Source organism: Marivita sp. S0852 (assembly GCF_046591575.1).
Lineage (GTDB): Bacteria > Pseudomonadota > Alphaproteobacteria > Rhodobacterales > Rhodobacteraceae > Marivita.
Window position 1 is genome coordinate 416,687 of sequence record NZ_JBIQWA010000002.1, and the last position, 26,632, is coordinate 443,318.

Here is a 26,632-nt window from a genome sequence, read left to right on the forward strand (position 1 = left end):
TCTCGGCCAAACGGAGCGCAATATGACGGACAGCGACGCCCCCAAACCCAAATACAAACGTGTGATGCTCAAGATATCGGGTGAAGCACTCATGGGCGATCAGGGGTTCGGCCTGCATCCCCCAACGGTCGAGCGCATCGCGCGCGAGGTGAAATCGGTCCATGATCTGGGCGTCGAGATTTGTATGGTGATCGGCGGCGGCAACGTCTTTCGCGGCCTGCAAGGCTCGGCACAGGGGATGGAGCGCACCACCGCAGACTATATGGGCATGTTGGCGACGGTCATGAACGCCCTTGCCATGCAGTCCGCGCTTGAGCAACTGGGCGTGTTCACCCGCGTGATCAGTGCGATTCCGATGGATCAGGTGTGCGAACCCTACATCCGTCGCCGGGCTGTGCGGCATCTTGAAAAACACCGGGTCTGCATTTTTGCGGCAGGCACCGGCAATCCGTATTTCACCACCGACACCGCCGCCACATTGCGCGCCAACGAAATGTCCTGCGAGGCAATCTTCAAAGGCACCAAGGTGGACGGGGTCTATGACAAAGATCCGGCAAAACATGATGATGCAGTCCGGTATGACAAGGTCACCTATGACGAGGTGCTGCAAAAAAACCTTGGTGTCATGGACGCATCGGCCATTGCGCTGGCGCGCGACAACAATCTGCCAATCATTGTGTTTTCCCTTGATGAACCCGGCGGGTTTCGCGGAATTCTGGCAGGCGAGGGCACCTATACAATCGTTCACCCCGGGACATACGCGTCCGGCTAGTCGGCGCGGTTATGATCTTGGGGTGTCAGAACGCGACTGCTGGGTCCGAACAACCACCAAGACGCTATACTTTCGGGCGCGCGTCGCTTAGAACCCAATAAAAGCACAAAAATTCGATCTTGAGGGCCACATGGCAGACGACTTTCTACTTGATACCGATGATCTGACGCGCCGTATGGACGGTGCGATGGCCAATTTGCGCACCGAATTCGCGTCATTGCGCACCGGACGCGCCAGCGCGTCAATGCTTGAGCCGGTGATGGTGGACGCCTATGGCAGCCTGACCCCGATCAATCAGGTGGGCACGGTGAACGTGCCGGAACCGCGTATGGTGACGGTGAATGTCTGGGACAAGGGACTGGTCGGGAAAGTTGAAAAAGCTATTCGCGAAAGCGGGTTGGGGATCAATCCTCAACTGAATGGCACGATCATCATGCTGCCGATCCCCGAACTGAACGAGGAACGCCGTCGCGAGCTGGGCAAGGTTGCCGGAAGCTATGCGGAAAACGCCCGCGTGTCGGTTCGCAACATTCGCCGGGACGGTATGGACCAGATCAAAAAGGCCAAGGCCGAGGGCATGTCAGAAGATGACCAGAAATTCTGGGAAACCGAAGTCCAGGAACTGACCGACGATTACATCAAAAAGATTGATGCCGCTTTGGAGACGAAGCAAGAAGAGATCATGCAAGTCTGAGCATCCGCAGGAAGGACGTCGGCACGATGGCACAGCCCCAGCCTCAGCCTAAACAGACTGGCGACGGTCCGCGCCATGTGGCGATCATCATGGATGGCAATGGCCGCTGGGCCGCGCAACGCGGTCGGCCGCGTTTATTCGGGCATCAGGCCGGGGCACGGCGGGTGCGCGAAATCGTCGAAGCCTGTCCCGAGCTTGGGGTCGATTATCTGACGGTATTCGCCTTTTCGACCGAGAACTGGAAACGCACCCAGTCCGAGGTGGCGGGCCTCATGAACCTGTTTCGCCGCTACATCACCCGCGAGGCGAAGGCGCTCAAGGCCAATGACGTGTGCGTGCGGTTCATCGGCGACCGCGTGCGCCTTGATAAAAAACTGGTCGCGATGATGGACGAGCTTGAGGCGCTGACCGCAGAGTGCCGCACCGTCAACCTGACCATCGCCATCAATTATGGTGGCCGCGACGAGGTCGCCCGGGCCACCAAACGTCTGGCGCGGGATGTTGCATCAGGCAGGCTTGATCCTGAAGCAGTGGATGAAGAAACGCTGCCAAAGTATCTTGACACTTGCGTTCTTCCCGATCCGGATCTGGTGATCCGTACCAGCGGAGAAGCCCGTATTTCGAATTTCCTGCTGTGGCAATCGGCCTATTCGGAATACGAATTTATCGACACGCTCTGGCCGGATTTTTCAGCCGACGAGTTTCGGGCAACAGTAGGAGGCTTCGGCGCGCGGGATCGGCGCTTTGGGGCCGTGCGGGCATGACCACCGGCAAGTGGGACGATCTGTTGCCGCGGCTTGCCTCCGCGGTGGCCATGGTGGGCATTGGCGCGCTGGGGGTTTGGCTTGGCGGGTTATGGTTTCATGCGCTGATTTCTGTGGTGGTGGGGCTTATGGTGTGGGAACTTGTCACCATGCTCGACACCGCGCGCAACCGGTCTGCCTTGATATTGGGCGTCGCGTCGGGTGCCGCTGCCATGGTGGCGATAGAACTGCCGGCCTCTTTTGCGCTGCCACTGTTGCTGATTCCGTCCATGCTGGGCCTTGGCCGTATGGAAAACGGCGGCGTGACATATGCGGTGTTCACCGCTCTGATCCAGTTGGCCGGGTACGGGCTGATGGCGTTGCGCGATGACTTCGGCCTGACATGGATGGTCTGGCTGCTGCTTGTGGTGGTTGTGACCGACATCGCCGGGTATTTTGCCGGTCGGTTGATTGGCGGGCCCAAACTTTGGCCCCGCGTCAGCCCCAAGAAAACATGGTCCGGAACGGTTGCTGGATGGGCCGGTTCTGCGGTGCTGGCCGTGATGTTTGCCGGTGCCACCAAAGCGGGGGCAGGGCTGATCGGGGTCAGCGTCGCGGTCAGCATGGCCAGCCAGATTGGGGATATCGCCGAAAGCGCGATCAAACGGCGGTCCGGCGTCAAGGACAGCTCGAACCTCATTCCCGGTCACGGTGGGTTGCTGGACCGGTTTGACGGGATGCTGGGGGCGGCGATCTTTATCGTGATTGCAGGGCAGCTTATTGGTTTTCCTCCGGGGTCCGAATGAGGCGGGTGACGATATTCGGGGCCACCGGCTCTATCGGGCAGAACACGCTGAACCTGATTGGCCGCGATCCGGACGCCTATGATGTCGTTGCGCTGACCGGTGGTCAGAATATCGCGCAACTTGCGAAAGACGCCATCGCGTTCAAGGCGGATGTTGCCGTCACCGCTCATTCGCATTTGTTGAATGATCTGCGACAGGCGCTTGCTGGATCAGGTGTCGAAGCTGCCGCAGGCCCGCAAGCCTTGATTGATGCGGCGGCGCGCCCGGCGGATTGGGTGATGTCGTCAATCGTCGGATCAGCCGGTCTGGCACCGGGGCTGACCGCACTGCAACAGGGCGCAAGCCTGGCACTTGCCAACAAGGAAAGCATGGTCTGCGCAGGCCCGCTGATGTTGTCCACCGCCAAAGCACATGGCGCGCGGATCTTGCCCGTCGACAGTGAACATTCAGCGGTGTTTCAGGCGTTGATCGGCGAAGATCTGGACGCGATCGAGCGCGTGATCATCACCGCCTCTGGCGGCGCGTTTCGCGATTGGCCGTTAGAGGATCTGGCCGCTGCAACCCCGGAACAGGCCGCCCAGCATCCCAATTGGGACATGGGCCAGCGCATCACCATCGACAGCGCGTCCATGTTTAACAAGGCGCTTGAGCTGATTGAAACAAAAGAGTTTTTTCAGATCGCCCCGGCAAAGATCGAAGCCGTGGTTCATCCCGAATCGATGATCCACGCGCTGGTCGGGTTCCAGGACGGCGCGCTGATGGCGCATGTTGGCCCGCCGGATATGCGCCACGCGATCGGGTTTGCCCTGCACTATCCCCAGCGCAAGGCGCTGCCTGTTGAACGGCTTGATCTTGTGTCGCTTGGACAGCTGACCTTCCGCCCCGCCGACGAGCAGCGCTGGCCCGCGTTGCGCCTTGCCAGAGAGGTGATGGCAACAGGTGGTCTGGCGGGCGCTGTGTTCAATGCCGCCAAGGAACGGGCGCTTGACGGGTTTCTGGATCGGCGCATCGGATTTCAGCAGATTGCATCGGTTGTGGAAGAGGTTCTTTCCAGAGTTTCGGCCCAACCGGGCCACATTGATGCCGCCATCACCCTTGATAACGTGATGCATGCAGACCATCTCGCTCGGGTAAGGGCAGATGAAATCATGAACAAATAAAGAGGTTGAGCCGTGGATATTGCAGCGTTGCTGCCGCAGTTTGGTGGGGTGATCTGGACCATTCTGGCCTTTGTGATCGCCTTGTCGGTTATTGTCGCGATCCATGAATACGGGCATTACATCGTGGGCCGCTGGTCCGGGATTGATGCTGACGTGTTCTCGCTTGGCTTTGGGCCGGTGTTGTTTTCGCGGGTCGATAAACGCGGCACCAAATGGCAATTTGCGCTGCTGCCCTTGGGCGGCTACGTCAAATTTAAGGGGGACGAAAACGCCTCTGGGGGCAAAGACGAAGACGCCATGGCCGAACTGTCCGATGCGGAACGCCGCCGAACCATGAACGGCGCGCCGCTTTGGGCGCGGGCGTTGACGGTTGCTGCAGGTCCGGCGTTCAACTTTGCCCTGTCCATCCTGATCTTTACCGGTGTGTTCATGCTGCGCGGCGAGGTGACAGACCCCGTCAAAGTCGGCGAATTGCGCGCGGTGCCATCGCAGAACGAATTGCAGGTGGGCGACGAGCTTGTCGAGATTTCCGGTGTGCCGCTGCCATCCTTCAACGATGGCGCGTTGTTTGAGACCTTCCTCAACCAACTGCCGGAATCGGCCAATCTTGAATACACGGTGATCCGCGACGGACAAGAGCAGGTGATCCAGGGACCGTATGTCTATCCGCCAGTGGCCACCCAGATCATTCCACGCTCTGCTGCGGATGATGCGGGCTTTCGTCCGGGCGATATCGTGACATCCATCAATGCGACCGACATCTACTCTTTTGAACAATTGCGTGTCGCGGTCGAGGGATCAGAGGGCGAAACCCTGGATCTTGAGGTGTGGCGCGACGGCGAAATCCGCGAATTGCAGCTGACACCACGCCGCACGGACGAACCACAGCCCGACGGGTCGTTCAAAACCGTGTACCGCATGGGCATTATCGGCGGGATGTTTTTTGAACCGGCGACCGAATTCGGCGGCCCGGTCAGTGCGATGATGTCCGGGGTCGAACAGACCGGACGCATCATTCAGGGATCGCTGTCCGGTCTCTATCACATGATCACCGGAGCCATCAGCACCTGCAATCTGTCGGGTCCGATCGGTATTGCCGAAACCTCTGGTTCTATGGCGTCGCAGGGTACGGCGAACTTTATCTGGTTCATCGCCGTCCTCAGCACCGCTGTTGGTCTGTTGAACCTGTTCCCCATCCCGGTTCTGGATGGCGGGCACCTGGTGTTTCACGCCTATGAGGCAGTCACCGGCAAACCCCCAAGCGATAAGGTTCTGCGCGTGCTGATGGGCATCGGGTTGACGCTGTTGCTGTCATTGATGCTCTTTGCGTTAACAAACGATCTTTTCTGCCCCTGATTGGCCCGGAATCACGAACGCGTCTCTTGGAATCGCCTCAATTGGGTTCGCAATAGCGTCACATTTGGGATGGATACATGGTCAACGACCCAGACATCCGAGGTGCGTCATGCAAACAATTCAAGACGGCTACCGCAGTGTGAGCCTGCTTCTTACCATGAATTGGGATCGTTTGCTCTATGGCTTTGCCATTGTTGCAGCACTGTTTCTGGGCGCGTTCATCGGGTCGTTTGTGATTGAGGCAATGACACACCCGGTCGGCTATTGAACAAAGGCGCTTTTGCGCTTTTGACAAGACACGGCAATCTCGGTACTCAGATTCCAAAAGCAGGTCTGAGTAGGGTGCCACGATGACATATAAAACAGGCGGGCAGGTGACGCGAAAAGCAGCGCGGACCTCGACTCTACGTCCAATATTGTTAGCTGCTTCCGTCGCGGTGTCGGTTGGTCTTGTGACCACGCCTGATCTGGCGCTTGCGCAGGATTTTCGGTTCAATGCGGTGTCTGTCGAAGGCAACCAGCGCATCGAAGCCGGAACAATTGCGACCTACCTTGGTGTTGCGCGCGGCGAAACCGTCACTGCAGCGGAATTGAACGACGGGTATCAACGCATTCTTGCCTCTGGGCTGTTCGAAAGCGTCGAAATCGAACCGCGCGGCAACACATTGGTTGTGCGTGTGGTTGAGCTCCCGACCGTCAACCGCATCACCTTTGAAGGCAATTCCCGTGTCGACGACGAGGCTTTGTCGCTGATCATCCAGTCGGAGTCGCGACGTGTATTCAGCCCGTCAACCGCCGAGGCGGACGCGGCGCGGATCACCGAAGCCTATTCCCAGCAGGGGCGCATCGCCGCGCGCGTTCAGCCCAAGGTGATCCGCAGGTCCGACAACCGCGTCGATCTGGTGTTCGAAGTGTTTGAAGGCGGTGTTTCGGAAATCGAACGCATCGGCTTTGCCGGAAATCAGGTCTTCAGTGACCGTCGCCTGCGCCGGGTGCTTGAAACCAAACAGGCCGGTATTTTCCGGGCCCTGATCCAGAGCGATACATTTATCGAAGACCGGATCGAATTTGACCGTCAGGTCTTGCGGGATTTCTACCAATCTCGCGGTTATGTTGATTTCCGCACCACCGGCGTGACCTCGAACCTGAGCGAAGAACGCGACGGGTTCTTTGTCACCTTCAACGTCGAAGAGGGGCAGCAGTTCCGCTTTGGCGAGGTCACGGCCACCTCTGATCTGGCAGAGGTTGATCCCGACGTGTTTCAGCAAGCCATCCGCTTGCGCTCGGGCCGGGTGTATTCACCCACCGCCGTGGAAACCGAAATTGCCCGTCTCGAACGCCTGGCCATCCGCGAGGGGCTTAATTTTGTGCGCGTCGAACCGCGCGTGACCCGCAATGACCGCGATCTGACGTTGGATGTCGAATTTCTTCTGACCCGTGGCGAACGCGTGTTTGTCGAGAGGATCGACATCGAAGGCAACACAACCACGCTCGACCGCGTGGTCCGTCGCCAGTTCCGGGTGGTCGAAGGCGATCCGTTCAACCCGCGCGAAATCCGCGAAAGTGCAGAACGTGTGCGCGCGTTGGGTTTCTTTGGCGATGCACAGGTCGAAGCCCGCGAAGGCTCAACACCGCAGCAGGTTGTGATTGACGTCGATGTCGAAGAACAGCCCACCGGCGCGCTCAGCTTTGGTGGATCGTATTCCACCGGCGGCGGTTTTGGTGCTGCGATTACATTCAGCGAACGCAACTTTCTGGGCCGGGGGCAGCGATTGTCTCTGGGTGTCACAACCGGGGTGGATTCCTCCAACTACAGCTTCAGCTTTACCGAACCTGCCTTCCTTGGCCGAAATGTCGCGTTCAATTTCAGCCTCAGCTATCTGGAGACCGACAACGCGTCCGCCGAATTCGACACAGCGATCGGCAATTTCTCGACCGGATTCACGTTCCCTGTGTCCGAAAACGGCCGACTGAGCCTGCGCTACGGCGCGCAGTATTCAGAGATCACCAATTTGAACGAAGAAGTCGGGTCGATCATCAGGGCCGAAGCAGACCGGGGCGAAGTTTGGGAAAGCTTTGTGGGCTATCGCTACAGCTATGACACACGCCGTACTGGCTTGAACCCAAGCGCCGGTGTCCTGCTTGAATTTGGTCAGAATTTTGCCGGTCTGGGGGGCGACAGCACCTATGTCGAATCCAATTTGCGCGCCGTGGCTCAGACCCGTGTCTGGAACGACGAAGTGACCCTTCGCGCCACATTGCAAGCCGGAGCACTCAGCTTTTCGGAAGGCTCGTCGCGGGTGACGGACCGCTTCAAGCTGGGATCAAACCTGATGCGCGGGTTTGAATCGGGCGGCATCGGCCCGCGCGAAGTTGGGCCGGGTGACGTCAATGATCCTTTGGGCGGTGATTACTTTGCGGTTGCACGCTTTGAAGCGGAATTCCCGCTGCCGCTGCCCGAAGAATACGGCATCACCGGCGGCGTCTTTTATGACGTAGGAAGCCTTTGGGGGCTGGAAGAGACCAATGAAAATGTCCTGTACGAAGATTTCACAGCCCGTCATGTGGTTGGCGTGTCTGTCTTCTGGACCACACCGTTGGGTCCGTTGCGGTTCAATTTCAGCGAAGCGCTAAGCTCGGAAGAGTTTGACGAAACCCAAAGCTTCGATCTGACGATTTCCACGCAGTTCTAAATGCGGACATGGTTTGGCACAGTCTCAGGGGCGCTCTTCGGGGCGCTTTTGACCTTTGGCGGACCGGCACCTGCGCAGCAGGATGGCGGTTTGTCCAATCTTGGCATCGTACAAAGCCTGATCCTGACAATATCCCCCGATATCCTGTTCAACCAAAGCGCCTTTGGTCAACGTGTGGTGCGTGAAATCGAAGAGGAAAGCGCTGAAATCGCTGCGGAAAATCGCCAGATCGAGGCCGATCTGACCTCTGAGGAACGGGAATTGACAGAGCTGCGCGATACCTTGCCGCCCGCCGATTTCCGCGCCCGCGCCGAAGCGTTCGACGAAAAAGTGCAAGCGCTGCGGCGCACGCAGGATGAAAAGGCCCGTGCGGTCGGGCAGCGCACAGAAGAGGCGCGCCGCGCGCTTCTTAGTGCGGTTCAACCGGTTTTGTTGCAGCTTATGCAGGAAAGCGGCGCTGTCGCCGTGCTGGACCGACGGGCCGTATTGCTCAGTGTAGATGCTGTCGACATCACGGATGAGGCGATCTTGCGGATCAACGAAGAATTTGGCGAAGGGGCCGCGATCCTGCCTTTGCGCCCCTGACGTCTTGCCCCAGCGCACCGGGATTGTTACTCAGCCCGGACTGAATTCAAAGGGACACCCCTATGAGCGACACGCTTCTTCGCGCCGATATCCAGCTGATCCAACGTATCCTGCCGCACCGCTATCCCTTTCTTTTGGTGGACCGTGTAGAAGAAATTGACGGCACCCAATCCGCGCTTGGCATCAAAAACGTCACCATGAACGAGCCGCATTTTCAGGGGCATTTTCCGGGTATGCCGATCATGCCCGGGGTCACGATCGTCGAAGCGATGGCGCAAACGGCGGCGGTGATGGTGGGCACCTCTTTGGAGATGGCCGATAAGGACATGAAAGTCTATTTCATGGCTATCGACAAATGCAAATTCCGGCGCAAGGTGATCCCCGGCGATCAGCTGCACATGCGCCTGACCACGCTGCGCGGCAAACCGGGGGGCAAGGTCTGGAAATTTGGCGGTGTTGCGACAGTTGATGGCGAAATGGCCGCCGAGGCAGAGTTTTCGGCAATGATGGACCTGCCCGCGTGACAGCGCATATCCACCCAAGCGCCGTGGTCGAAGACGGCGCACAGATCGGTGAAGGCTGCACCATCGGCCCGTTTTGCCATGTCGGGCCGGAGGTCATCCTGGCCGCGCGTGTGACTTTGAAAAGCCATGTGGTGGTGTCGGGTCGCACCACGATTGGCGAAGACACCACCGTCTTTCCATTCGCGGTGATCGGGGAAATCCCGCAGGATCTGAAGTTTGGCGGCGAAGAGACCAGCCTGAAGATCGGGGCGCGCAACCGCATTAGGGAACATGTGACCATGAACACCGGCACCGAGGGCGGCGGCGGTGTGACCTTTGTTGGCGATGACAACCTGTTTATGGCGGGCTGCCATGTGGCGCATGATGTGCGCATCGGCAACCGGGTGATCCTTGTCAATAACGCGGCACTGGCCGGGCATTGTATCCTTGAGGATGACGTGATTGTCGGCGGCTTGTCTGGCGTCCACCAATTTGTCCGCATCGGCCGCGGCGCGATCATCGGTGCTGTGACCATGGTCACCAATGATGTCATTCCCTATGGTCTTGTGCAGGCGGATCGCGGACGGCTGGATGGGCTGAACCTGGTCGGTCTCAAACGCAAAGGCGTGAGCCGGTCTGACATTACCGCGCTGCGGGCGGCGTTTCAGATGCTGGCACAGGGCGAGGGCACCTTTCACGACCGCGCCAAACGATTGGGAGACGAAACAGACAGCGATTATGTGCATCATATCGTCGACTTTATTCTGGGCGACAGCGACCGGTCGTTCCTGACACCGGGCTGATCGGTGGCGCTGGCGCTTATCTGCGGGCAAGGGCGGCTGCCGCGCATTCTTGCAGACGCACAGGACCAACGCCCTCTTGTCTGCGTGTTGGCCGGGTTTGAACCAGACGGGCTGGCCGCAGACCTGATCTTTCATCTCGAAACCCTGGGCAGCGTGCTGGCCGATCTCAAGGCGCGGGGGATCACGCAGGTCTGTCTGTGCGGGGCCATGCGCCGCCCACCGATTGATCCAGCACGGCTGGATGCGGCAACGGCCCCGCTGGTGCCGCGTCTGCAACAGGCGCTGACCTCGGGCGATGACGGCGCGTTGCGCATCGTGATCCAGCTTTTTGAAGAGGCCGGGTTCGAGATCGTCGCAGCCCACCGGCTTGTGCCGGATCTTTTGCCGGGGCCGGGTGTGCTCACACTCAAAACATATGCGCCACAGACCACCAATGACGCGCGGCTTGGTGAACGCACCGTGGCGGCGATGGGCGCGCGCGACGTGGGTCAAGCCTGTGTTGTGCGCGCAAACACGGTTATCGCCCGCGAAGACGCAGCCGGAACCGATGCGATGCTGGCACGGCTGGCCCGTGATCGCGCGTCAGGCAGCGGGGATTTCTTCACCTCTCCGATCAGTTCGGCCAGCGACATGTTCGGCGGGTTGCTGGGGGATGCCTCTGACTGGTTGTCAGGAAGTACGACGGCAACCGAAGGGGGCATTTTGTTCAAAGCGCCGAAACCGGCACAGGATCGGCGCGCGGATCTTCCGGCAATCGGGTTCAGCACACCCGATGCGGTTGCCGCAGCCGGGCTGGACGGTATTGTGGTCGAGGCCAACGGCGTCCTGGTGCTGGACCGGGCGAAAACCGTGGCGCGCTGCGATGAACTTGGACTGTTCCTGTGGGTGCGGGAAAAGGGCCTCTGATGAAGGTGTTTGTCGTTGCAGGTGAAGCGTCCGGCGACAAGCTTGGTGCGGCTTTGATGGCGGGTCTGAAAAAACACGTACCTGACGTGACATTCGACGGCATCGGCGGCGACCGCATGATCGAGCAGGGGCTGAAGAGCCTTTTTCCGATGGATGACATCTCGATCATGGGGATCACTGAAATCCTGTCCCGGTATCGGCATCTCAAACGGCGCATCACGCAGACGGCGGATGCGGTCGTGGCCGCACAACCGGATGTTCTGGTCACCATTGATCTTCCGGAATTCGGTCTGCGGGTCGCCAAACAGGTCAAACAGCGCAGTACGATCCGAACCGTTCACTATGTGGCCCCGACGGTCTGGGCCTGGCGTCCTGGCCGGGCGCGCAAAATGGCCGCCCATATTGATCAGGTGCTGGCGCTTTTGCCATTCGAGCCGCCCTATATGGAAGCCGCGGGCATGCGCTGTGATTTTGTCGGCCATCCGGTGGTGACCGATCCGGTCGCGTCGCCCGACCAGGTTGCGGCGTTCAAAGATCAGTTCGGATTGAAGGACAGGCCGCTCGCCCTGGTCCTGCCCGGATCGCGCCAAAGCGAGGTGTCGCGGCTGTTGCCGGTCTTTGCCGAGGTCGTGCGCCTGTTGCACGATGCGCGGCCCGATCTTGATGTCATGATCCCCGCCGCTCCGAATGTCGCATCGGTTGTCGAGGCAGCCGTGGCAGACTGGCCCGTCAAACCGCATGTCCTGTACCCGGTGGATGATGCGGGGCGCAGTGACAAAACGGCGGCGTTTTATGCCGCCGACGTGGCGCTTGCGGCGTCCGGGACGGTGTCGCTTGAACTGGCGGCCGCCAACACGCCGATGGTTGTGGCCTATGACATGAACTGGCTGTCGCGCCAGATCATTGGCCGGATGCTGCGGGTGGACACGGTCACGCTGGTGAATTTGGTCTCTGACACGCGGGTGATCCCGGAATTCATCGGAGAAAATTGCCGGCCCGCGCCGATCTGCAACGCTATGATAGATGTTCTGCAAAACCCCGATGCGCAACAGCAGGCCATGTCGCTGACGATGGACCGGCTGGGCCGTGGGGGGCAGCCACCCGGCGAACGCGCCGCACTGGCGGTGTTGCAGGGGCTGGATGAAAAAATAGGGTCAGACGGAACCGTCTGACCCCTTCAACCGTCAAAATCGAGGGCTTTACTGGCCCTGCTGTTCCAGCGCGGTGATCTCGTCATAGGCCGCTGTAAAGCCTGTCAGGGACATGCTCACTGCAACCTTTTGGTCCGGGGCAAGGGCAGGAACGATGCTGACATTGGCCACATTGCCCCGGCGAAACGCCGCGACATCCTCGGCGGTGAACCCGACCCGCGCATAGCACCCAACCGTGGTGCAGAAAGAAAAGTCATACCGTTTGGCCTGGCCGGAATCGACCTGCATGGTCAGCTTTTCCGTCAACAAAGTTTCAAGCGGCACGACAAATGTTCCACCCGCCACAACCTGACCACCATTGATCACGCGGAACATGCTGACCTCTGCGACGTTCCCGCCATTCGCATCCTTAAGAAGTTGATACATCTGGCACGGCTCATTTCCCTCATCGACGCGCAGGCACTGAACGGCCCAGTCGCCATGAGTGGATTTGACATAGGTTTCATCCTGACGCTGCTGCGCCGCGGCATCGCCGACAGGTTCGCCGGTGTCGAGGATGCTGACATCCCCATTCGCGGCGGGGGCCTCGGCTTCGGGGGTCTCTGCGTCTGTGGATGTTTCGGCGTCTGCAGGCGTTTCCGCATCTGTGGGGGTTTCCTGCGCTGTTGCCAGACCGCCAAGGGCCAGGCTTGCAACAGTGCTCAGAAGAAACAGGGGCTTGATCATAAATTCCTCTCCGAAGGGGCAGGTCGCGTTTGGTGATGCGATAACACGGGACACATCAGGTGTCAGGCCAAAACGCAAAAAGAAGCCATGTGCTTTGGCGGATTCTTGCGGTTGGTGATGACCTGTGACGCCAGCAGATGCCCTGCAAAGCATCTTAAAGCGATAGGTAAGGTGCGAGATAGAGGTCTTTGAAATCAAAAGGGAAGATACTGTAGTGTATCTCCCCCTTATCTCTCCCTGTCGGACCGGCCGACTATTATTGGGCAAACGCTACGCAATGAAATCCTCAGCGTCAACAGTCAAAATTCAAACGTGAATTCACAAAAAAGAGGCCGCGCATCAAAGCGCGGCCAGTCTAACAGGGAGGATCGTCCGGGCCATAAGAGGAACAAATGGACCCGCACAAAAAACACACTGGCAGCAAAAGGTTAAGTTTGTATGTTCAAAGCCAGACTTCGGGTGGGAAGGAAATTCTATGGAAAACGGTGTCTTTGTCGGCGGCGGCGGTGACGGCTATAGCGAAAAGCAATGGCTGCGGCTGGATTATGCAAACCGCCACGGGTTGATCGCCGGGGCCACCGGCACAGGCAAAACCGTCACGCTGCAAATCCTGGCCGAAGGGTTTTCGGCCCAGGGTGTTCCGGTCTTCCTGTCAGATGTCAAAGGGGATCTGTCCGGCCTTGCCAAACCGGGCAGCGCCGATTTCAAGCTGCATCACCCGTTTACAAAGCGGGCTGAAACCATCGGATTTGATAGCTATCGCTATGACGGGTTTCCCGTTACCTTCTGGGATCTGTTCGGCGACAAGGGCCACCCGATCCGCACCACCGTGGCGGAAATGGGGCCGCTGCTGATCTCACGCCTGTTAGAGCTGACCGAGGCGCAGGAAGGCATCCTGAATATCGCGTTCCGCGTCGCAGACGAAGAGGGCCTGCCCCTGCTTGACCTCAAGGATCTGCAATCCATGCTGGTCTGGCTGGGCGAGAACCGGCAAACCGTGTCGCTGCGGTATGGCAATATTTCGGTCCAGTCGGTCGGGGCCATCCAGCGCCGGTTGCTGGTTCTGGAAAATCAGGGTGCGGCGGATTTCTTTGGCGAACCGGCGCTGGAGCTGCGCGACCTGATGCGCACGGGCCCCGACGGGCGCGGACAGATCAACATACTGGCCGCCGACATATTGATGCGCGCGCCCCGGCTTTATGCCACGTTCCTGCTTTGGCTGCTGTCCGAACTGTTCGAAGACCTGCCCGAGATCGGCGACCCGGACAAACCCAGGCTGGTGTTCTTTTTCGACGAGGCCCATTTGCTGTTCGACGACGCGCCCAAGGCACTGGTGGACAAGGTCGAACAGGTCGCGCGCCTGATCCGGTCCAAGGGCGTGGGCGTCTATTTCATCACCCAGAACCCGGATGACATTCCCGAAGACATTCTTGGACAGTTGGGCAACCGGGTTCAACACGCGCTGCGGGCCTTTACCGCGCGCGACAGGAAAGCGCTGCGGATGGCGGCGGAAACCTATCGCGAAAACCCGGATTTTGACACCGAAGAGGCCATCCGCGAAGTGGGGGTGGGAGAAGCCGTCACATCCATGCTGGAACGCAAGGGGGTTCCCGGTGTGGTGCAGCGCACGCTGATCCGCCCGCCATCGTCACAGCTTGGCCCGATTTCCGCGGCCGAACGGGGCGGTGTGATCGGGGCCAGCCCTTTGGGTGCGAAATATGCCACCGCGCTTGATCGCACCTCTGCATTTGAAATCCTGGCGCAGCGCACGAAAGACGCCGCAGACGCCGCGCAACAGGCCGAAGCCAAAGAAGCAGAGCTGGACACGGCGCTGCGCGAATACAGCTCCGGGCGCAGATATTCGGGCACACGCGTGGGCCGTTCCACCTCCAAGCCGCAGCGCAGGGCAAAACGGGGCGACAGTTTCGGTGAGGCGATGGCCAAGGTTGTGGTCAAGGAACTCAAGGGCACCACCGGGCGTCGCATCGTCCGGGGTATTCTGGGCGGGCTGTTCAAAGGCCGCTGATTGCTGGTCCTTCGGCGTTTGTCACGGTAAGGGAAGGACAGCACCCAAGACGAAAGCCAGCCCATGCCCGCCGATATCACGACCGATGCCGAAATTGCCGCTGATGAACGCCGCTCGGGTCTGCGCACCATTCGCAAGGTCGGCCCGTATCTGTGGCCGGATGACAAACCTTGGGTCAAAAAACGTGTTGTGATCGCGCTGGTCTGTCTGGTGATGGCCAAGGTGGTGAATGTGCTGGCCCCGCTGCTGTTCGGTCGCGCGGTTGACGCGCTCAGCGGCGAAGTCTCGGACCTGATGCTGGGCGGCATTGGCCTGACATTGGCCTACGGGTTTGCACGGCTCATGAATGTGGGCTTTCAGCAATTGCGCGACGGTGTCTTTGCGCGGGTCGGCCAACGCGCCTTGCGGTCGCTGGCGATTGAGACGTTCACACATATCCACCGCCTGTCGATGCGCTATCATATCACGCGCAAGACCGGCGGCCTTAGCCGGATCATCGAACGCGGGGTGAAAGGCGTCGATTTTTTGTTGCGCTTCATGCTGTTCAGCGTGGGTCCGCTGATCCTTGAACTGACATTGATCATGATCTTTCTGACCGTGCTGCTGGACGCGCGCTATATGGGCGTGGTTCTGATCACAATCGTGGTTTACGTCCTGTTCACCTTCAAAGTCACCGAATGGCGCGTCCGCCTGCGTCGCGAGATGAACCAGCAAGACACCGATGCCAATCAAAAGGCCATCGACAGTCTGCTGAATTTCGAAACCGTCAAGTATTTCGGGGCCGAAGCCCGCGAAGCCAATCGCTATGATCAGTCGATGGAAGCCTATGAAGGGGCCGCGATCAAAACCGCGACGTCGCTGGCGATGCTCAATTTCGGGCAAAGCCTGATCATCACATCCGGTCTGATTGCGGTGATGGTGATGGCCGCGCTGGGGGTGCAGAATGGCACCCTGACCGTGGGCGATTTCGTCATGGTCAACGCCTACATGATCCAGATCACCATGCCGCTGAATTTTCTGGGCACCGTATACCGCGAAATCCGCCAAAGCCTTGTCGATATGGGTGAAATGTTCGATCTGCTTGAACAGCCGCAGGACGTGTCCGACAAACCGGGCGCGCCCGACCTTGAGGTCAGGAAAGGCGAAGTGCGGTTCGACAATGTGAAATTCGGCTACGATCCCGCGCGTCCGATCCTCAAGGGGGTGACGCTGGGTGTTGATCCAGGTCAGAACGTGGCACTGGTCGGCCCCTCGGGATCGGGCAAATCCACCATCGGTCGGCTTCTGTTCCGATTTTATGACGTGAGCGGGGGCGCTGTCCGCATCGACGGGCAGGACGTGCGCGATGTCACCCAGAACAGCCTGCATGACGCGATTGGCGTGGTGCCGCAGGACACGGTGCTGTTCAACGACACGATCCGCTACAACATCGCCTATGGGCGCGCCGAGGCGTCCGAGCACGACATCATCGCCGCCGCAGAATCGGCGCGGATTCACGACTTCATCCTGTCTTTGCCGGACGGCTATGACACAATGGTGGGGGAACGCGGGCTCAAACTGTCCGGCGGCGAGAAACAGCGCGTGGGCATTGCGCGCACCTTGTTGAAAAACCCGCCGATCCTGATTTTGGATGAGGCCACCTCGGCGCTTGATTCAGAAACCGAGGCGTCAATTCAGGGGGCCCTCAAGCGCGCCGGAGAAGGGCGCACGGTGATCACCATCGCACACCGGCTGTCGACAATCGCCGATGCGGACCGGATCGTTGTGATCGAAGACGGACAGGTGGCCGAAGAGGGCACGCATGACGAATTGCTGGCCCGCAATGGGCGTTATGCCACGCTATGGCACCGGCAAATGCAGGAAGAAGACGCAGCCTGAGCCAGGACAGCCTTACTCGGCCGCCCGAATGGGCGGGGCTGTTTCGTTGGCCCGGCTGCGTTGCAGCACCTTTTTAAGATCCTCCAGCTTTGGCGCGCCTGATTGGCTGTCTTCATAATCAGCCGCCAATGGGTCGTCATCCTGCCACAGAATAGTAGGGGCCTTTATCCGTTTGGCCGCCCGCTGCAACGCCCAGTCGCGCCCGGCGCGGCTTGCGCTGCCGCCCCCCAACCGCGCCACCAGCCGGAAGAACCACAGAGCATAGGTGGTAAACCACACCCGCAACGCCAGCATCGACGGCGTGAACACAAGCGTCAGCACGGTTGCAATGCCTAGCCCAAACACCACCGCTGTCGCCAGTTGTTTCCACCACAGCGCAGTCGGGCTGTTGACGGAATAGCCGCCGCCAAAGAAATCAAGGCTGAGGCCGAACATCATCGGCGCTAGCCCCGCCATCGTGGTGATGGTGGTCAGCAGGACAGGACGAATCCGGTCCTCGGCGGTGCGCACAATGGCTTCGACCCTTGGCATGTAGCGGGCATATTCCTGATAGGTGTCAATCAGAACAATGTTGTTGTTCACCACGATCCCGGCCAAAGCCACGATCCCTGTCCCTGTCATGATAATGCTGAAGGTCTGGCCCATCACCAGCATCCCGATCAGAACACCGGTGGTGGACAGCACAACCGCCAAAAGCACCAGCACCGCGTTGTAAAAGCTGTTGAACTGCGCCAGCAGGATGATGAACATCAACCCCAGTGCCGCCCCAAAGGCTTGACCAAGAAACGCCTGGCTTTCGGCCTGTTCTTCCTGATCTCCGGTCCATTCCCAATCCACACCGGCCAGCGGCCCCGTGGCAAGCCAGTCCGTCAGAACCCCAATCCGTTCATTGGCGTTAATCGCCACCAGACGCGCAGATCCTGACCTGACCGCATCCGCCAATTGCGCGCGATCATCGGCCTGGACGATGTCATAGCGGTTGCCAGCCGGATCAAAGGCACCCGGAACGTCCGTCGTTTCACCCGCACCGGGCGCGCCGGAGCCGGGTTCTCCGGCCTCCGCCACAAGGTCCAGAATGCCAATCGTTTCGCCGTTCTGAACCGCTTTGAACAGGCCGGTGACAACATCCGCCTTCACATCGAAATACCGCTTTTGATCGACGCGGTTGATCTCGGCCAGTTTGGCCACCGGCTGCCGTGTGATAAAGTTGGACAGCGGCACAAGCCCATCCGCCGTGCGCACCCGAAGCGTGTCCAGCGTTGACAGATACCGATCTTCCGCAGGCAGCCGCACCCGGATGTCGATTTCCTCGTCTGAACTGTCGACCCGCATCGTATCCAGCAGAATGCCGCGCGTGACCAATTGCACCATCGCGCCCACCGTGGCCACATCCGCCCCATAGCGCCCGGCCTTTTCAACATCGACGTCGATTTGCCAGTCTATGCCGGGCAGGGGTCGCGTGTCTTCGATCAGGGTTAGGCCCGGCGTTGCCTCGAACTGGCGGCGCGCGGTGTCGGTTGCTGCATAAAGCGCGTCCCAATCATCCGTTTTCACCCGTAGATGCACCGGCTTGCCGCTGGCCGGACCTTGTTCCAGACCTTTGATCTCGACCTCGATCCCCGGCAGGGATTTCACGGCCGCATTCAGCTCTGCGATAACCAGATCGCCGTCCAATTCGGGACGGTCAGACCGGTCCTCCCAAGGGATTGTTTCAAACTGAACCTGACCGATGGTATCGCCGGGGATCGCCGCCCCGCTGGCATCGGTGTTCAGACCGCCATCCCCGGCAAAGGAAAACGCGTTCAGCACACCGGGATGCGCCAGCACGATATTTTCGACCCGCCGCACCAGCGCGTCTTTTTCGTCCAGACTCAGGTTGCCGCGCGCCCGAACGTAAGCCACCGCCTGTTCCGGCTCGGATTCGACGAAAAACTCGACACCATTGTTGTTCTCGCCGAAATAGGTGAACACGCTGAACACAAAACCCAGAACCGCGGCCCCGGCCACAATCGGCATGATCGGATTGCCTGCGATGAACTTGATGAAATGGCCAAACAGCGTGCGCTGCCGTTGACCGCGCACGCGGTTGCGCGTCCAACTGATCGACGCCGCATCCAACACCACAGACGCCGCCACCGCACCGGCAAGGAACAACACGATACCAGGAACGTGGCCCAGAACGCCGTCTGCAATCGGGGCAAACAAAAAGCCCGGATCAAGCAGCATCATCGCGCCGAGAAACAGCAACAAAAGCATCACCGGCACCAACGCCGCGCGGATGCCCCAGTGCAGCTTCGCCCGCATCGCGCCAGACGCGTTTTCCAACACCCGCGAGAACCGTCCGGTGACGCCGCCCATCACCGGCAAATACACCAGCGCCACAACAAGCGATGCTGACAGAACAAAGATCAGCGTGACCGGCAGCATCCCCATGAATTCACCCGGAACACCCGGCCAGAACAGCATCGGAAGAAAGGCGCACAGCGTGGTGGCGGTGGAGCTTACCACCGGCCAGAACATGCGTTTTGCCGCCTCGACATAGGCGTGCATCGGCCCCGAGCCTTCCTTGATCCGTTTGTCGGCGTACTCGACCACCACAATCGCCCCGTCCACAAGCATGCCAACCGCAAGGATCAGACCGAACATCACGATGTTGGATATGTTCACGCCCATGATCGACAAAAAGACGAAACACAAAAGGAACGATGTCGGGATCGCAAAGCCCACCAGCAACGCCGCGCGCAGACCCAGCGAGGCCAGCACCACGATCATCACCAGCGCCACAGCCGTCAGGACAGAGCCTTCCAGCTGACGCACCATGCTGTCCACAATCCGCGACTGGTCGTTCGAACTGCCAACCTCGACCGCCGCCCGAAGCTCGGGGGGCCAACCGGCTTCGGCTGCGGCCACCGTGGCTTTGACCTGATCGGCCGTATCAATCAGGTTGAACCCCTTGCCTTTGACCACCTGAAGCGCCAGCGTCTTTTCCCCGTTGAACCGGGCCGTGCCCTCACGATCCTCAAAGGTCAGGTTGATGGTCGCCAGATCGCCAAGCGTCACCACCCGGTCGCCATTCACTTTGACCGGCAGGTCGTAAACATCCGTCTGATCATCGAAACTTGACGGAACCTTGACCGAAAACGTACCTTGCGTGCTGCGCAGTTCTCCGGCGGCAATCAGTTGGTTGTTGTTTTGCACAACACTGATCAATTCGCCTGCGGTGACGTTGTAACTTTCAAGCCTCAGCGAGTCGATGACCACCTCAAGCATCTCGTCTCGGTTGCCCGCAATTCCGGCCTCCAGCACAGCATCAAGCGATTCAAGCCGGTCCTGCAGGTCTTTGGCCACCCGCGCCATCGTGCGTTCCGGCACCGGCCCTGTGAGATTCACGATGATGATGGGAAATTCGGAAAAGTTGATCTCGTTGATCGAATATTGCTCGGCACCGGCTGGAAACTTGGATTGCGCCTTGTTCATGGCGTCGCGCACATCGGCCATGACCCGCGTCTTGTCCCACCCGAATTCAAACTCAAGCGCCACACCCGCATAGCCTTCGGCGGCGGTCGAGGACAGGGTCTTCAAGCCGTCAAGATCCACCAGCTCGGTTTCCATTGGCCGGACCAGCAGCGTTTCGCTATCTGCCGCCGAAATGCCGGGAAACACCGTCGAGACAAACAGCGCCGGGATTTCGATGTCCGGCTCGCCTTCCTTGGGCAAACCCACATAAGCTGCCGTGCCGATGGTCAGCGACAGCGCAATAAACGCCAGCACCATGCGGGCGCGTTCGGCGGCCCAGTCAACAATTCCGGTCATTGGATGACCTCTTCAAAACTTGGTGCCACCGGCACCCCGTCGGTTACAAATTCCTGACCCACGGTGATCACATCCACCTGATCCGGCAAGCCGCTCAGATAGATCCCCTCGGGCGCATCGCGCAACACGGTCACCGGGACAAACTGGGCCTCGGAGTTGGCGTCGATGGTGCGCACGCCCAATGTGCCCGCATCATTCAGGGTCAGGACCGACGACGCCAGCACATGCGCCATAACGCCCTGGGACTGGATCAGGATTTCCGCCGTTTGACCGTCGCGGATTGTCAAGTCGGGGTTGGGAACCGTCAGTTCCACCCGAAAGGTCCGCGTGGTTGGATCTGCGGACCGCGACAGGAAGGTCACGCGGGCCTGCACAACGACACCACCGTTCAGCCGCGCGCCCGCCAACGCGCCCACTTCGACACGTCGTACTTCGGTTTCGGGCACAAACCCGACCACCTTGATCGGATCAAGCTGAATCACCGTCGCGCACAGCGCACCGGGTTGCAGCAAGCTGCCGATCTCGGCGCTGTCGGTTTCCAGAACCCCGGCAAACGGGGCGGTGATCTGCAACTTGTCGATTTCCGTCTGCGCCCGGGCGACCGCTGCCTGCGCGCTTTCGATATTGGCCTGAAGCGTATCCAGCCCCGCCCTCGCGGCTTTTACACCGGCCTCGGCGCTGACAATCGCGGCTTGCGCGCTTTGCACGGCGGCTTCGGTATTGGCGACGCGGCTTTCGCTGGCAAATCCGCCCTGGCTCAGCCGTTTGGCCGCAACCGCATTGATCGACGCCTCCTCAAGCCGGGCCTGCGCCTCTGCCAGCCGCGCCTCTGCTTCGGGGATTCGCGCCTCGACCTCGGGGCGGCGGGCCTGCGACTCGGCCAGACGGGCTTCGGCTTCGGCCAATGTTGCCGCACTTGTTCCCGGGTCCAACTCGCACATCAACTGACCGGCGTCGACAAACGCACCTTTGCGCAGCGGCTCTGAAATCACGCGCCCATTGGCATCTGACAACACAGACACCTGACGCGCCGCTTCGGTCTGACCGCGCAGCCGCACCTGTGTGTCAATCTCGCGCGCCACAGATCGCGTGGCCATCACCCGGATGACGCCATCGTCCACCGCGTCCGCTGCGGGTGGTTCGGCCTCGGATACCTCCTGCGGTGTGGCGTCGGGTGCCTCGGCCACATCCGCGCGGGGGCTCAGAGTGGACACAAGGGCGAACAACCGCTCGCGCTCTATAACCAGCCCAAACAGGAAGGCCGCAACCAGAATGGCGGTGAGAATGGGAACTATGCGCATCAAACGTGCCTTTTGCCTGCAGCAATATCTTTGGGTCGAACGTTGCCGATCCGAATGTCATATGTCTGATCCAAATCACCAACCGACAAAATGGATACGCTAAACCGATGAGTTTAGATTACGGATCGGCATGTTTTTTTCAAGACGACCCGACCGGTTCATTGCCCGATTGCGTGTGTTTTAACGCAGGTCAGCCCGGTTTTTTGCGCGAAATGACGCCATTGAACGGATAGTGCGCAAGCGTCCGCATTCCGAACGCGCGGCTTGGCACCCGTGATCTTGCACGGTATGAGGGGCAAAACCGCACGATGCAGGCCGGACCGTGCCGCTAGAGGAGATCCCGCGTGAGCGACACAGACAGTTTTATCGACGAAGTGACCGAAGAGGTCCGTCGCGACCGTCTTTTTGGCCTGATGCGGCGCTATGGCTGGATTGCGGTTGTTGCGGTTCTGCTGCTGGTTGGCGGCACGGCGTATCGTGAATATGTCCGCGCGTCCGCGCAAGCCGATGCAGAGGCGTTTGGCAATGCGGTGCTGATCGCGCTTGAAAATGATGACGCGGCGGATCGCGTTGCAGCCTTGCAAAACATTGCCGCGCCAACGCCAGAAGGCGGCGCGGTGCTTGACATGCTGATCGCTGCCGAACAGGCCTTGCAGGGCGATGGCGGCTCTGCGGCAGACCGTCTGGGCCAGACCGCCACCGACGGCGCATTGCCTCAGATTTACCGCCAGATCGCAAGCTTCAAGGCCCTGACGCGTCCCGAAAGCACGCTCAGCAATGATGAAAAGCGCGTCGCTTTCGAAGCCATGGCCGCGCCGGGCTCGCAATTGCGCCTGTTGGCCGAAGAACAGCTGGCGCTGCTTGAGATCGAGGCAGGCACACCAGATGCGGCAATCGCACGTCTCAACAGCATTCTGATGGATGCAGAGGCCACACCGGGCTTGCGTAGACGCGCATCTCAGTTGATTGTGGCGCTGGGAGGCGAAATCACCGCATCCTGAAACCGGATGCGGCAGCAGACCGACGCGACAAAAAAGACGCGACACACACGACGAGGGCAGGGCAGTGCACACAAAAATTCTGATGGCCAGCGTAGTTGCATCCTTTATGCTTGCAGCCTGCTCGGAGCGTGAAGTCATTCTGCCCGGAGAACGGCTTGGGGTGCGCGACGTGCTTCAGGAAAATCAGGCTGACGGGACCGCGACGGTACAGAACACCACCCGCGCCGCAAACCTGCCCGCGATGACCAATAACGCCAATTGGCCGCAAAGCCATGTCAGCCCGTCCGCCCGTGTCAGCAACGCGGCACTTTCGAAGTCTCTGACGCCGGTCTGGTCGACCTCTATTGGACAGGGCGACAAACGCCGCGCGCGGATCATCACCGATCCGGTGGTGGCCGATGGCCGCGTCTTTACCATTGACAGCGCCGGTCGCGTCTCGGCCACATCCACCAGCGGCGCGGCACTGTGGTCCTACAGCCTTGTTCCGCTGCGCGATGATGCCTCGCAAGCCTTGGCTGGCGGACTGGCCTATGACAATGGCCGCCTTTACGTCACATCAGGGTTCGGCACCCTGTCCGCGATTGATGCCGCAACCGGTCGGGAAATCTGGACCCAGCGTCTTTTGACCGGTGCAACCGGCGCGCCAACGGTGTTTGGCGGATTGGTCTATGTCGTGGCAGGGGACAGCACCGCCTGGGCCGTCGAACAAGAGGACGGCCGCGTGCGCTGGCAATCGGATGGTCTGGGCGATATCGGCAATGTGGCCGGGGCCGCCCCGCCTGCGGTGAATGACCGTCATGTCGTGTTCTCGTTCGGCAGCGGTGCGGTTGAGGGCGCGTTCCGTCAGGGCGGCTTGCGCCTGTGGAGCGCGGACATCGTCGGCGCGCGTCGCGGCTTTGCCATTGCGCTGATTGACGACATCACCGGCTATCCTGTGATCGACGGACAAACCGTCTATGTGGGCAACCATTCGGGCCGCCTTGTGGCGCTGAACGTGAATTCCGGAGACCGGCTCTGGACGGCGCAACACGGCGCCTTGAACCCGGTCTGGCCTGCGGGCGGGTCGGTCTATGTGGTGTCTGACGTCAATCAGCTGATGCGACTGGATGCGACGGACGGCTCGCAGATCTGGTCGGTGGACCTGCCGGGATATGAACCCGTGCGCCGCCCGCAGCGCCGCCGTGACACAACCTTTACCAATCACGGGCCAATTCTGGCCGGGGGCCGGTTGATCGTGGCATCGTCGGACGGGTTCATCCGCGCGTTCGATCCGGCGTCGGGCGAATTGGTTTCCCAGACCGAGATTCGCGGCGGCGCGACGACACGACCGGTTGTCGCCGGGGGCACGCTTTACGTTGTGTCAACCAATGGTGTGCTGCACGCCTATCGCTGACCCCTTTCGCGGGCGCAGGAAATACGATAGGCGGGCTGCTTGATGTGATCCGGAGCCGCGTGCACAGATGTCTTTCACCCTCGCCATCGTCGGTCGCCCCAATGTGGGCAAATCGACATTGTTCAACCGTTTGGTCGGCAAACGCCTTGCGCTGGTCGACGACCAGCCGGGCGTGACGCGCGATCTGCGCGAAGGAGCGGCGCGTCTGGGGGATCTGCGCTTTACCGTGATCGACACCGCCGGTCTGGAAGAGGCGACAGACGAAAGCCTGCCGGGCAGGATGCGCAAACTCACCGAACGCGCGGTGGATATGGCGGACGTGTGCCTGTTTCTGATCGACGGTCGCGTCGGGGTCACGCCATCCGATGAAATGCTGGCGGAAATCCTGCGAAAGCGGTCAAACCACGTGATTCTCGGCGTCAACAAAGCCGAAGGCAGCGCCGCTGATGGCGGTGTGATCGACGCCTATTCGCTCGGTCTTGGCGAACCGCTGCGGCTGTCGGCAGAACACGGCGAAGGCTTGCCCGACCTTTATGGCATGTTGCAACCGCTGGCCGATGAGTTCGACAAGCGCGCCGAACTGGACGCCCCCGACACCGAAGTGGATGTCGGCGAAGATGATCCCGACGCCCCCCGCGCCATCACCAAAGCCCGGCCGCTGCAAATCGCCGTGGTTGGCCGCCCGAACGCGGGCAAGTCCACGCTGATCAACCAGATCCTGGGCGAAGACCGCCTGCTGACCGGACCCGAGGCGGGAATCACCCGCGACGCCATTTCGGTGCAGACCGAATGGGGCGGCACCCATATGCGCATCTTTGACACCGCAGGGATGCGCAAAAAGGCCAAGGTGCAGGAAAAGCTGGAAAAGCTGTCCGTGTCGGACGGCCTGCGCGCGGTGAAATTCGCCGAAGTTGTCGTTGTCCTGCTCGATGCCGCGATCCCATTTGAATCCCAAGACCTGCGCATCGCCGATCTGGCCGAACGCGAAGGCCGCGCCGTGGTGATTGCGGTGAACAAATGGGACATGGAAGACGACAAGCAAGACAAGCTGAAAATGCTGAAAGAGGAGTTCGAACGCCTCTTGCCGCAACTGCGCGGCGCGCCGTTGATCACCGTGTCGGCCAAAACCGGTCGCGGGCTGGATCGCCTGCAAGCGGCCATCCTCAAGGCGCATGACATCTGGAACCGCCGCGTCACCACGGCGCAACTCAACCGCTGGCTGGCAGCGATGCTCGAACAGCACCCGCCGCCCGCGCCGCAGGGCAAGCGGATCAAGCTGCGCTACATGACACAGGCCAAAACCCGGCCACCGGGGTTTGTGGTGATGTGCTCGCATCCGGACAAGATGCCCGACAGCTACAAACGCTATCTGGTCAATGGGCTGCGGCAGGATTTCGACATGCCGGGCACGCCGATTCGCCTGACGCTGCGCGGGCAGGGGGACAAGAACCCCTATAAAGGCCGCCGCGAAAAGAACGCAGGTGCCTTGCGCAAACATCTTGGTAAAAATCGCGGCTAAGCCGGGGCTTGACGATTGGCGTCGCAGCGTCACACTGCAAGGCGTGACCAGACTTGTTCGCGATCATCGGATTTGGCAAGCTTTGACTCGTTTTATGGCCGGGATCACCCGCTCTTGGCGTGCCCTTGGGCCTGTCACAGATTGGATGTTATGCCGCTTTAAGCCAATAGTCTTATATGTCCCGCGCCAGCAACCGCCTAGGGTAGCCGCGAATGGAGGAGCAGACCCATGCACATGACCGATTCCCGTGTGATCGCCGCAACCCCGGACGAGGTCTGGAGCGCGATTCTTGATCCAGAGGTTCTCAAAAACTGCGTGCCCGGTTGCCAAGAGATGCACGGCTCTGCCGAAGAGGGGTTCGACGCGGTGGTGGTCCAGAAGGTCGGCCCTGTCAAAGCCACCTTCAAAGGCACGGTCACCCTGTCCGACATGGTGCCGGGCCAATCGCTGACCCTGTCGGGAGAAGGCAAGGGCGGTGCGGCCGGGTTTGCCAAAGGCGGCGCAGATGTCCGCCTGGCCGCAGTCGAGGGCGGCACGGAGTTGCATTATGATGTGGACGCCAAGGTCGGCGGCAAGCTGGCCCAATTGGGCAGTCGCATCATCGATGGATTTGCCAAGAAAATGGCCGATCAGTTCTTTTCCAATTTCCAGCAGGCGGTCGAAGGACCGCCCGAGGAAGACACCGATGTTGCCCCAGAGGACACGACATCCGACGGCGGTGACGCTCAGAAAAAAGGCTGGTTCAAGAAGATTGTGTCGTGACACACCAAAACCCGGCCCTATCACAATAAAGACGACATCAA

General features: G+C 60.1%; 22 protein-coding genes. 19 read left to right on the top strand and 3 right to left on the bottom strand.

Annotation, left to right across the window (positions count from 1 at the left end):
- Positions 1–22 precede the first annotated feature (22 nt).
- From pyrH to lpxB, 13 genes are all read left to right on the top strand, one after another.
- Entirely contained in the window at positions 23–772 is a 750-nt protein-coding gene (gene pyrH, locus ACG74X_RS06220) for a UMP kinase (protein ID WP_411233283.1), read from the top strand.
- Positions 773–902: 130 nt separating this feature from the next.
- Positions 903–1,466 carry a ribosome recycling factor gene (gene frr, locus ACG74X_RS06225; protein WP_411233284.1) on the top strand — a complete coding sequence of 188 codons (564 nt, stop codon included), beginning with the start codon at positions 903–905 and terminating at the stop codon, positions 1,464–1,466.
- A gap of 26 nt (positions 1,467–1,492) precedes the next feature.
- Positions 1,493–2,230 carry a polyprenyl diphosphate synthase gene (uppS, locus tag ACG74X_RS06230; protein WP_411233285.1) on the top strand — a complete coding sequence of 246 codons (738 nt, stop codon included), beginning with the start codon at positions 1,493–1,495 and terminating at the stop codon, positions 2,228–2,230.
- A complete protein-coding gene (locus ACG74X_RS06235; RefSeq protein WP_411233286.1) occupies positions 2,227–3,015 on the top strand; it encodes a phosphatidate cytidylyltransferase in 789 nt (262 codons plus the stop codon). Before uppS ends, ACG74X_RS06235 begins: the two co-directional genes overlap by 4 nt.
- Positions 3,012–4,175 (top strand): 1-deoxy-D-xylulose-5-phosphate reductoisomerase, encoded by a 1,164-nt coding sequence (gene dxr / locus ACG74X_RS06240; protein WP_411233288.1) that lies wholly within the window; start codon positions 3,012–3,014, stop codon positions 4,173–4,175. The genes ACG74X_RS06235 and dxr overlap by 4 nt, the downstream gene beginning before the upstream one ends.
- Positions 4,176–4,187: 12 nt before the next feature.
- The gene (gene rseP / locus ACG74X_RS06245) at positions 4,188–5,531 is read left to right on the top strand and encodes an RIP metalloprotease RseP (protein ID WP_411233289.1); all 1,344 of its coding nucleotides are present in this window, start codon (positions 4,188–4,190) and stop codon (positions 5,529–5,531) included.
- A 139-nt stretch (positions 5,532–5,670) separates the two neighbouring features.
- Positions 5,671–5,799 carry a hypothetical protein gene (locus tag ACG74X_RS06250; protein WP_411233290.1) on the top strand — a complete coding sequence of 43 codons (129 nt, stop codon included), beginning with the start codon at positions 5,671–5,673 and terminating at the stop codon, positions 5,797–5,799.
- Between the two features lie 82 nt (positions 5,800–5,881).
- Positions 5,882–8,224: an outer membrane protein assembly factor BamA gene (bamA, locus tag ACG74X_RS06255; RefSeq protein WP_411233291.1), complete on the top strand. Its 2,343-nt coding sequence runs from the start codon at positions 5,882–5,884 to the stop codon at positions 8,222–8,224.
- Positions 8,225–8,809 carry an OmpH family outer membrane protein gene (locus ACG74X_RS06260; protein WP_411233292.1) on the top strand — a complete coding sequence of 195 codons (585 nt, stop codon included), beginning with the start codon at positions 8,225–8,227 and terminating at the stop codon, positions 8,807–8,809.
- Between the two features lie 62 nt (positions 8,810–8,871).
- Positions 8,872–9,333, top strand: coding sequence for a 3-hydroxyacyl-ACP dehydratase FabZ (gene fabZ / locus ACG74X_RS06265; protein ID WP_411233293.1), 462 nt, complete (start codon positions 8,872–8,874; stop codon positions 9,331–9,333).
- A complete protein-coding gene (lpxA, locus tag ACG74X_RS06270; protein ID WP_411233294.1) occupies positions 9,330–10,115 on the top strand; it encodes an acyl-ACP--UDP-N-acetylglucosamine O-acyltransferase in 786 nt (261 codons plus the stop codon). The genes fabZ and lpxA overlap by 4 nt, the downstream gene beginning before the upstream one ends.
- 3 nt (positions 10,116–10,118) lie before the next feature.
- On the top strand, positions 10,119–11,021 hold the full coding sequence (locus ACG74X_RS06275; RefSeq protein ID WP_411233295.1) for an LpxI family protein: 903 nt from the start codon (positions 10,119–10,121) through the stop codon (positions 11,019–11,021).
- Positions 11,021–12,193 carry a lipid-A-disaccharide synthase gene (gene lpxB / locus ACG74X_RS06280; RefSeq protein WP_411233296.1) on the top strand — a complete coding sequence of 391 codons (1,173 nt, stop codon included), beginning with the start codon at positions 11,021–11,023 and terminating at the stop codon, positions 12,191–12,193. Before ACG74X_RS06275 ends, lpxB begins: the two co-directional genes overlap by 1 nt.
- A 27-nt stretch (positions 12,194–12,220) precedes the next feature.
- Here the strand turns inward: lpxB and ACG74X_RS06285 are convergent, their stop codons facing one another.
- Positions 12,221–12,898 carry an invasion associated locus B family protein gene (locus ACG74X_RS06285; protein ID WP_411233297.1) on the bottom strand — a complete coding sequence of 226 codons (678 nt, stop codon included), beginning with the start codon at positions 12,896–12,898 and terminating at the stop codon, positions 12,221–12,223.
- A 475-nt stretch (positions 12,899–13,373) separates the two neighbouring features.
- On the opposite strand from ACG74X_RS06285, the gene ACG74X_RS06290 reads away from it, so the two are divergent.
- Both ACG74X_RS06290 and ACG74X_RS06295 read left to right on the top strand, forming a co-directional pair.
- A complete protein-coding gene (locus ACG74X_RS06290; protein ID WP_411233298.1) occupies positions 13,374–14,924 on the top strand; it encodes a helicase HerA-like domain-containing protein in 1,551 nt (516 codons plus the stop codon).
- Between the two features lie 63 nt (positions 14,925–14,987).
- On the top strand, positions 14,988–16,802 hold the full coding sequence (locus ACG74X_RS06295) for an ABCB family ABC transporter ATP-binding protein/permease (protein ID WP_411233300.1): 1,815 nt from the start codon (positions 14,988–14,990) through the stop codon (positions 16,800–16,802).
- 12 nt (positions 16,803–16,814) lie between these two features.
- On the opposite strand, the gene ACG74X_RS06300 is transcribed toward ACG74X_RS06295, so the two are convergent.
- The gene (locus ACG74X_RS06300; protein ID WP_411233302.1) at positions 16,815–20,615 is read right to left on the bottom strand and encodes an efflux RND transporter permease subunit; all 3,801 of its coding nucleotides are present in this window, start codon (positions 20,613–20,615) and stop codon (positions 16,815–16,817) included.
- On the bottom strand, positions 20,612–21,916 hold the full coding sequence (locus ACG74X_RS06305; protein ID WP_411233304.1) for an efflux RND transporter periplasmic adaptor subunit: 1,305 nt from the start codon (positions 21,914–21,916) through the stop codon (positions 20,612–20,614). The genes ACG74X_RS06300 and ACG74X_RS06305 overlap by 4 nt, the downstream gene beginning before the upstream one ends.
- Before the next feature lie 344 nt (positions 21,917–22,260).
- Between ACG74X_RS06305 and ACG74X_RS06310 the strand changes: the two genes are divergently transcribed.
- The 4 genes from ACG74X_RS06310 to ACG74X_RS06325 all read left to right on the top strand — a co-directional run bounded on the left by ACG74X_RS06310 (position 22,261) and on the right by ACG74X_RS06325 (position 26,591).
- Positions 22,261–22,917 (top strand): hypothetical protein, encoded by a 657-nt coding sequence (locus ACG74X_RS06310; RefSeq protein ID WP_411233306.1) that lies wholly within the window; start codon positions 22,261–22,263, stop codon positions 22,915–22,917.
- An 82-nt stretch (positions 22,918–22,999) separates the two neighbouring features.
- Complete coding sequence (locus tag ACG74X_RS06315) at positions 23,000–24,310, top strand: PQQ-binding-like beta-propeller repeat protein (RefSeq protein ID WP_411233307.1); 1,311 nt, start codon at positions 23,000–23,002, stop codon at positions 24,308–24,310.
- A 67-nt stretch (positions 24,311–24,377) separates the two neighbouring features.
- Positions 24,378–25,829 (top strand): ribosome biogenesis GTPase Der, encoded by a 1,452-nt coding sequence (der, locus tag ACG74X_RS06320; protein WP_411233309.1) that lies wholly within the window; start codon positions 24,378–24,380, stop codon positions 25,827–25,829.
- 228 nt (positions 25,830–26,057) lie between these two features.
- Positions 26,058–26,591 (top strand): CoxG family protein, encoded by a 534-nt coding sequence (locus ACG74X_RS06325; RefSeq protein ID WP_411233310.1) that lies wholly within the window; start codon positions 26,058–26,060, stop codon positions 26,589–26,591.
- The last annotated feature ends 41 nt before the right edge of the window (positions 26,592–26,632 follow it).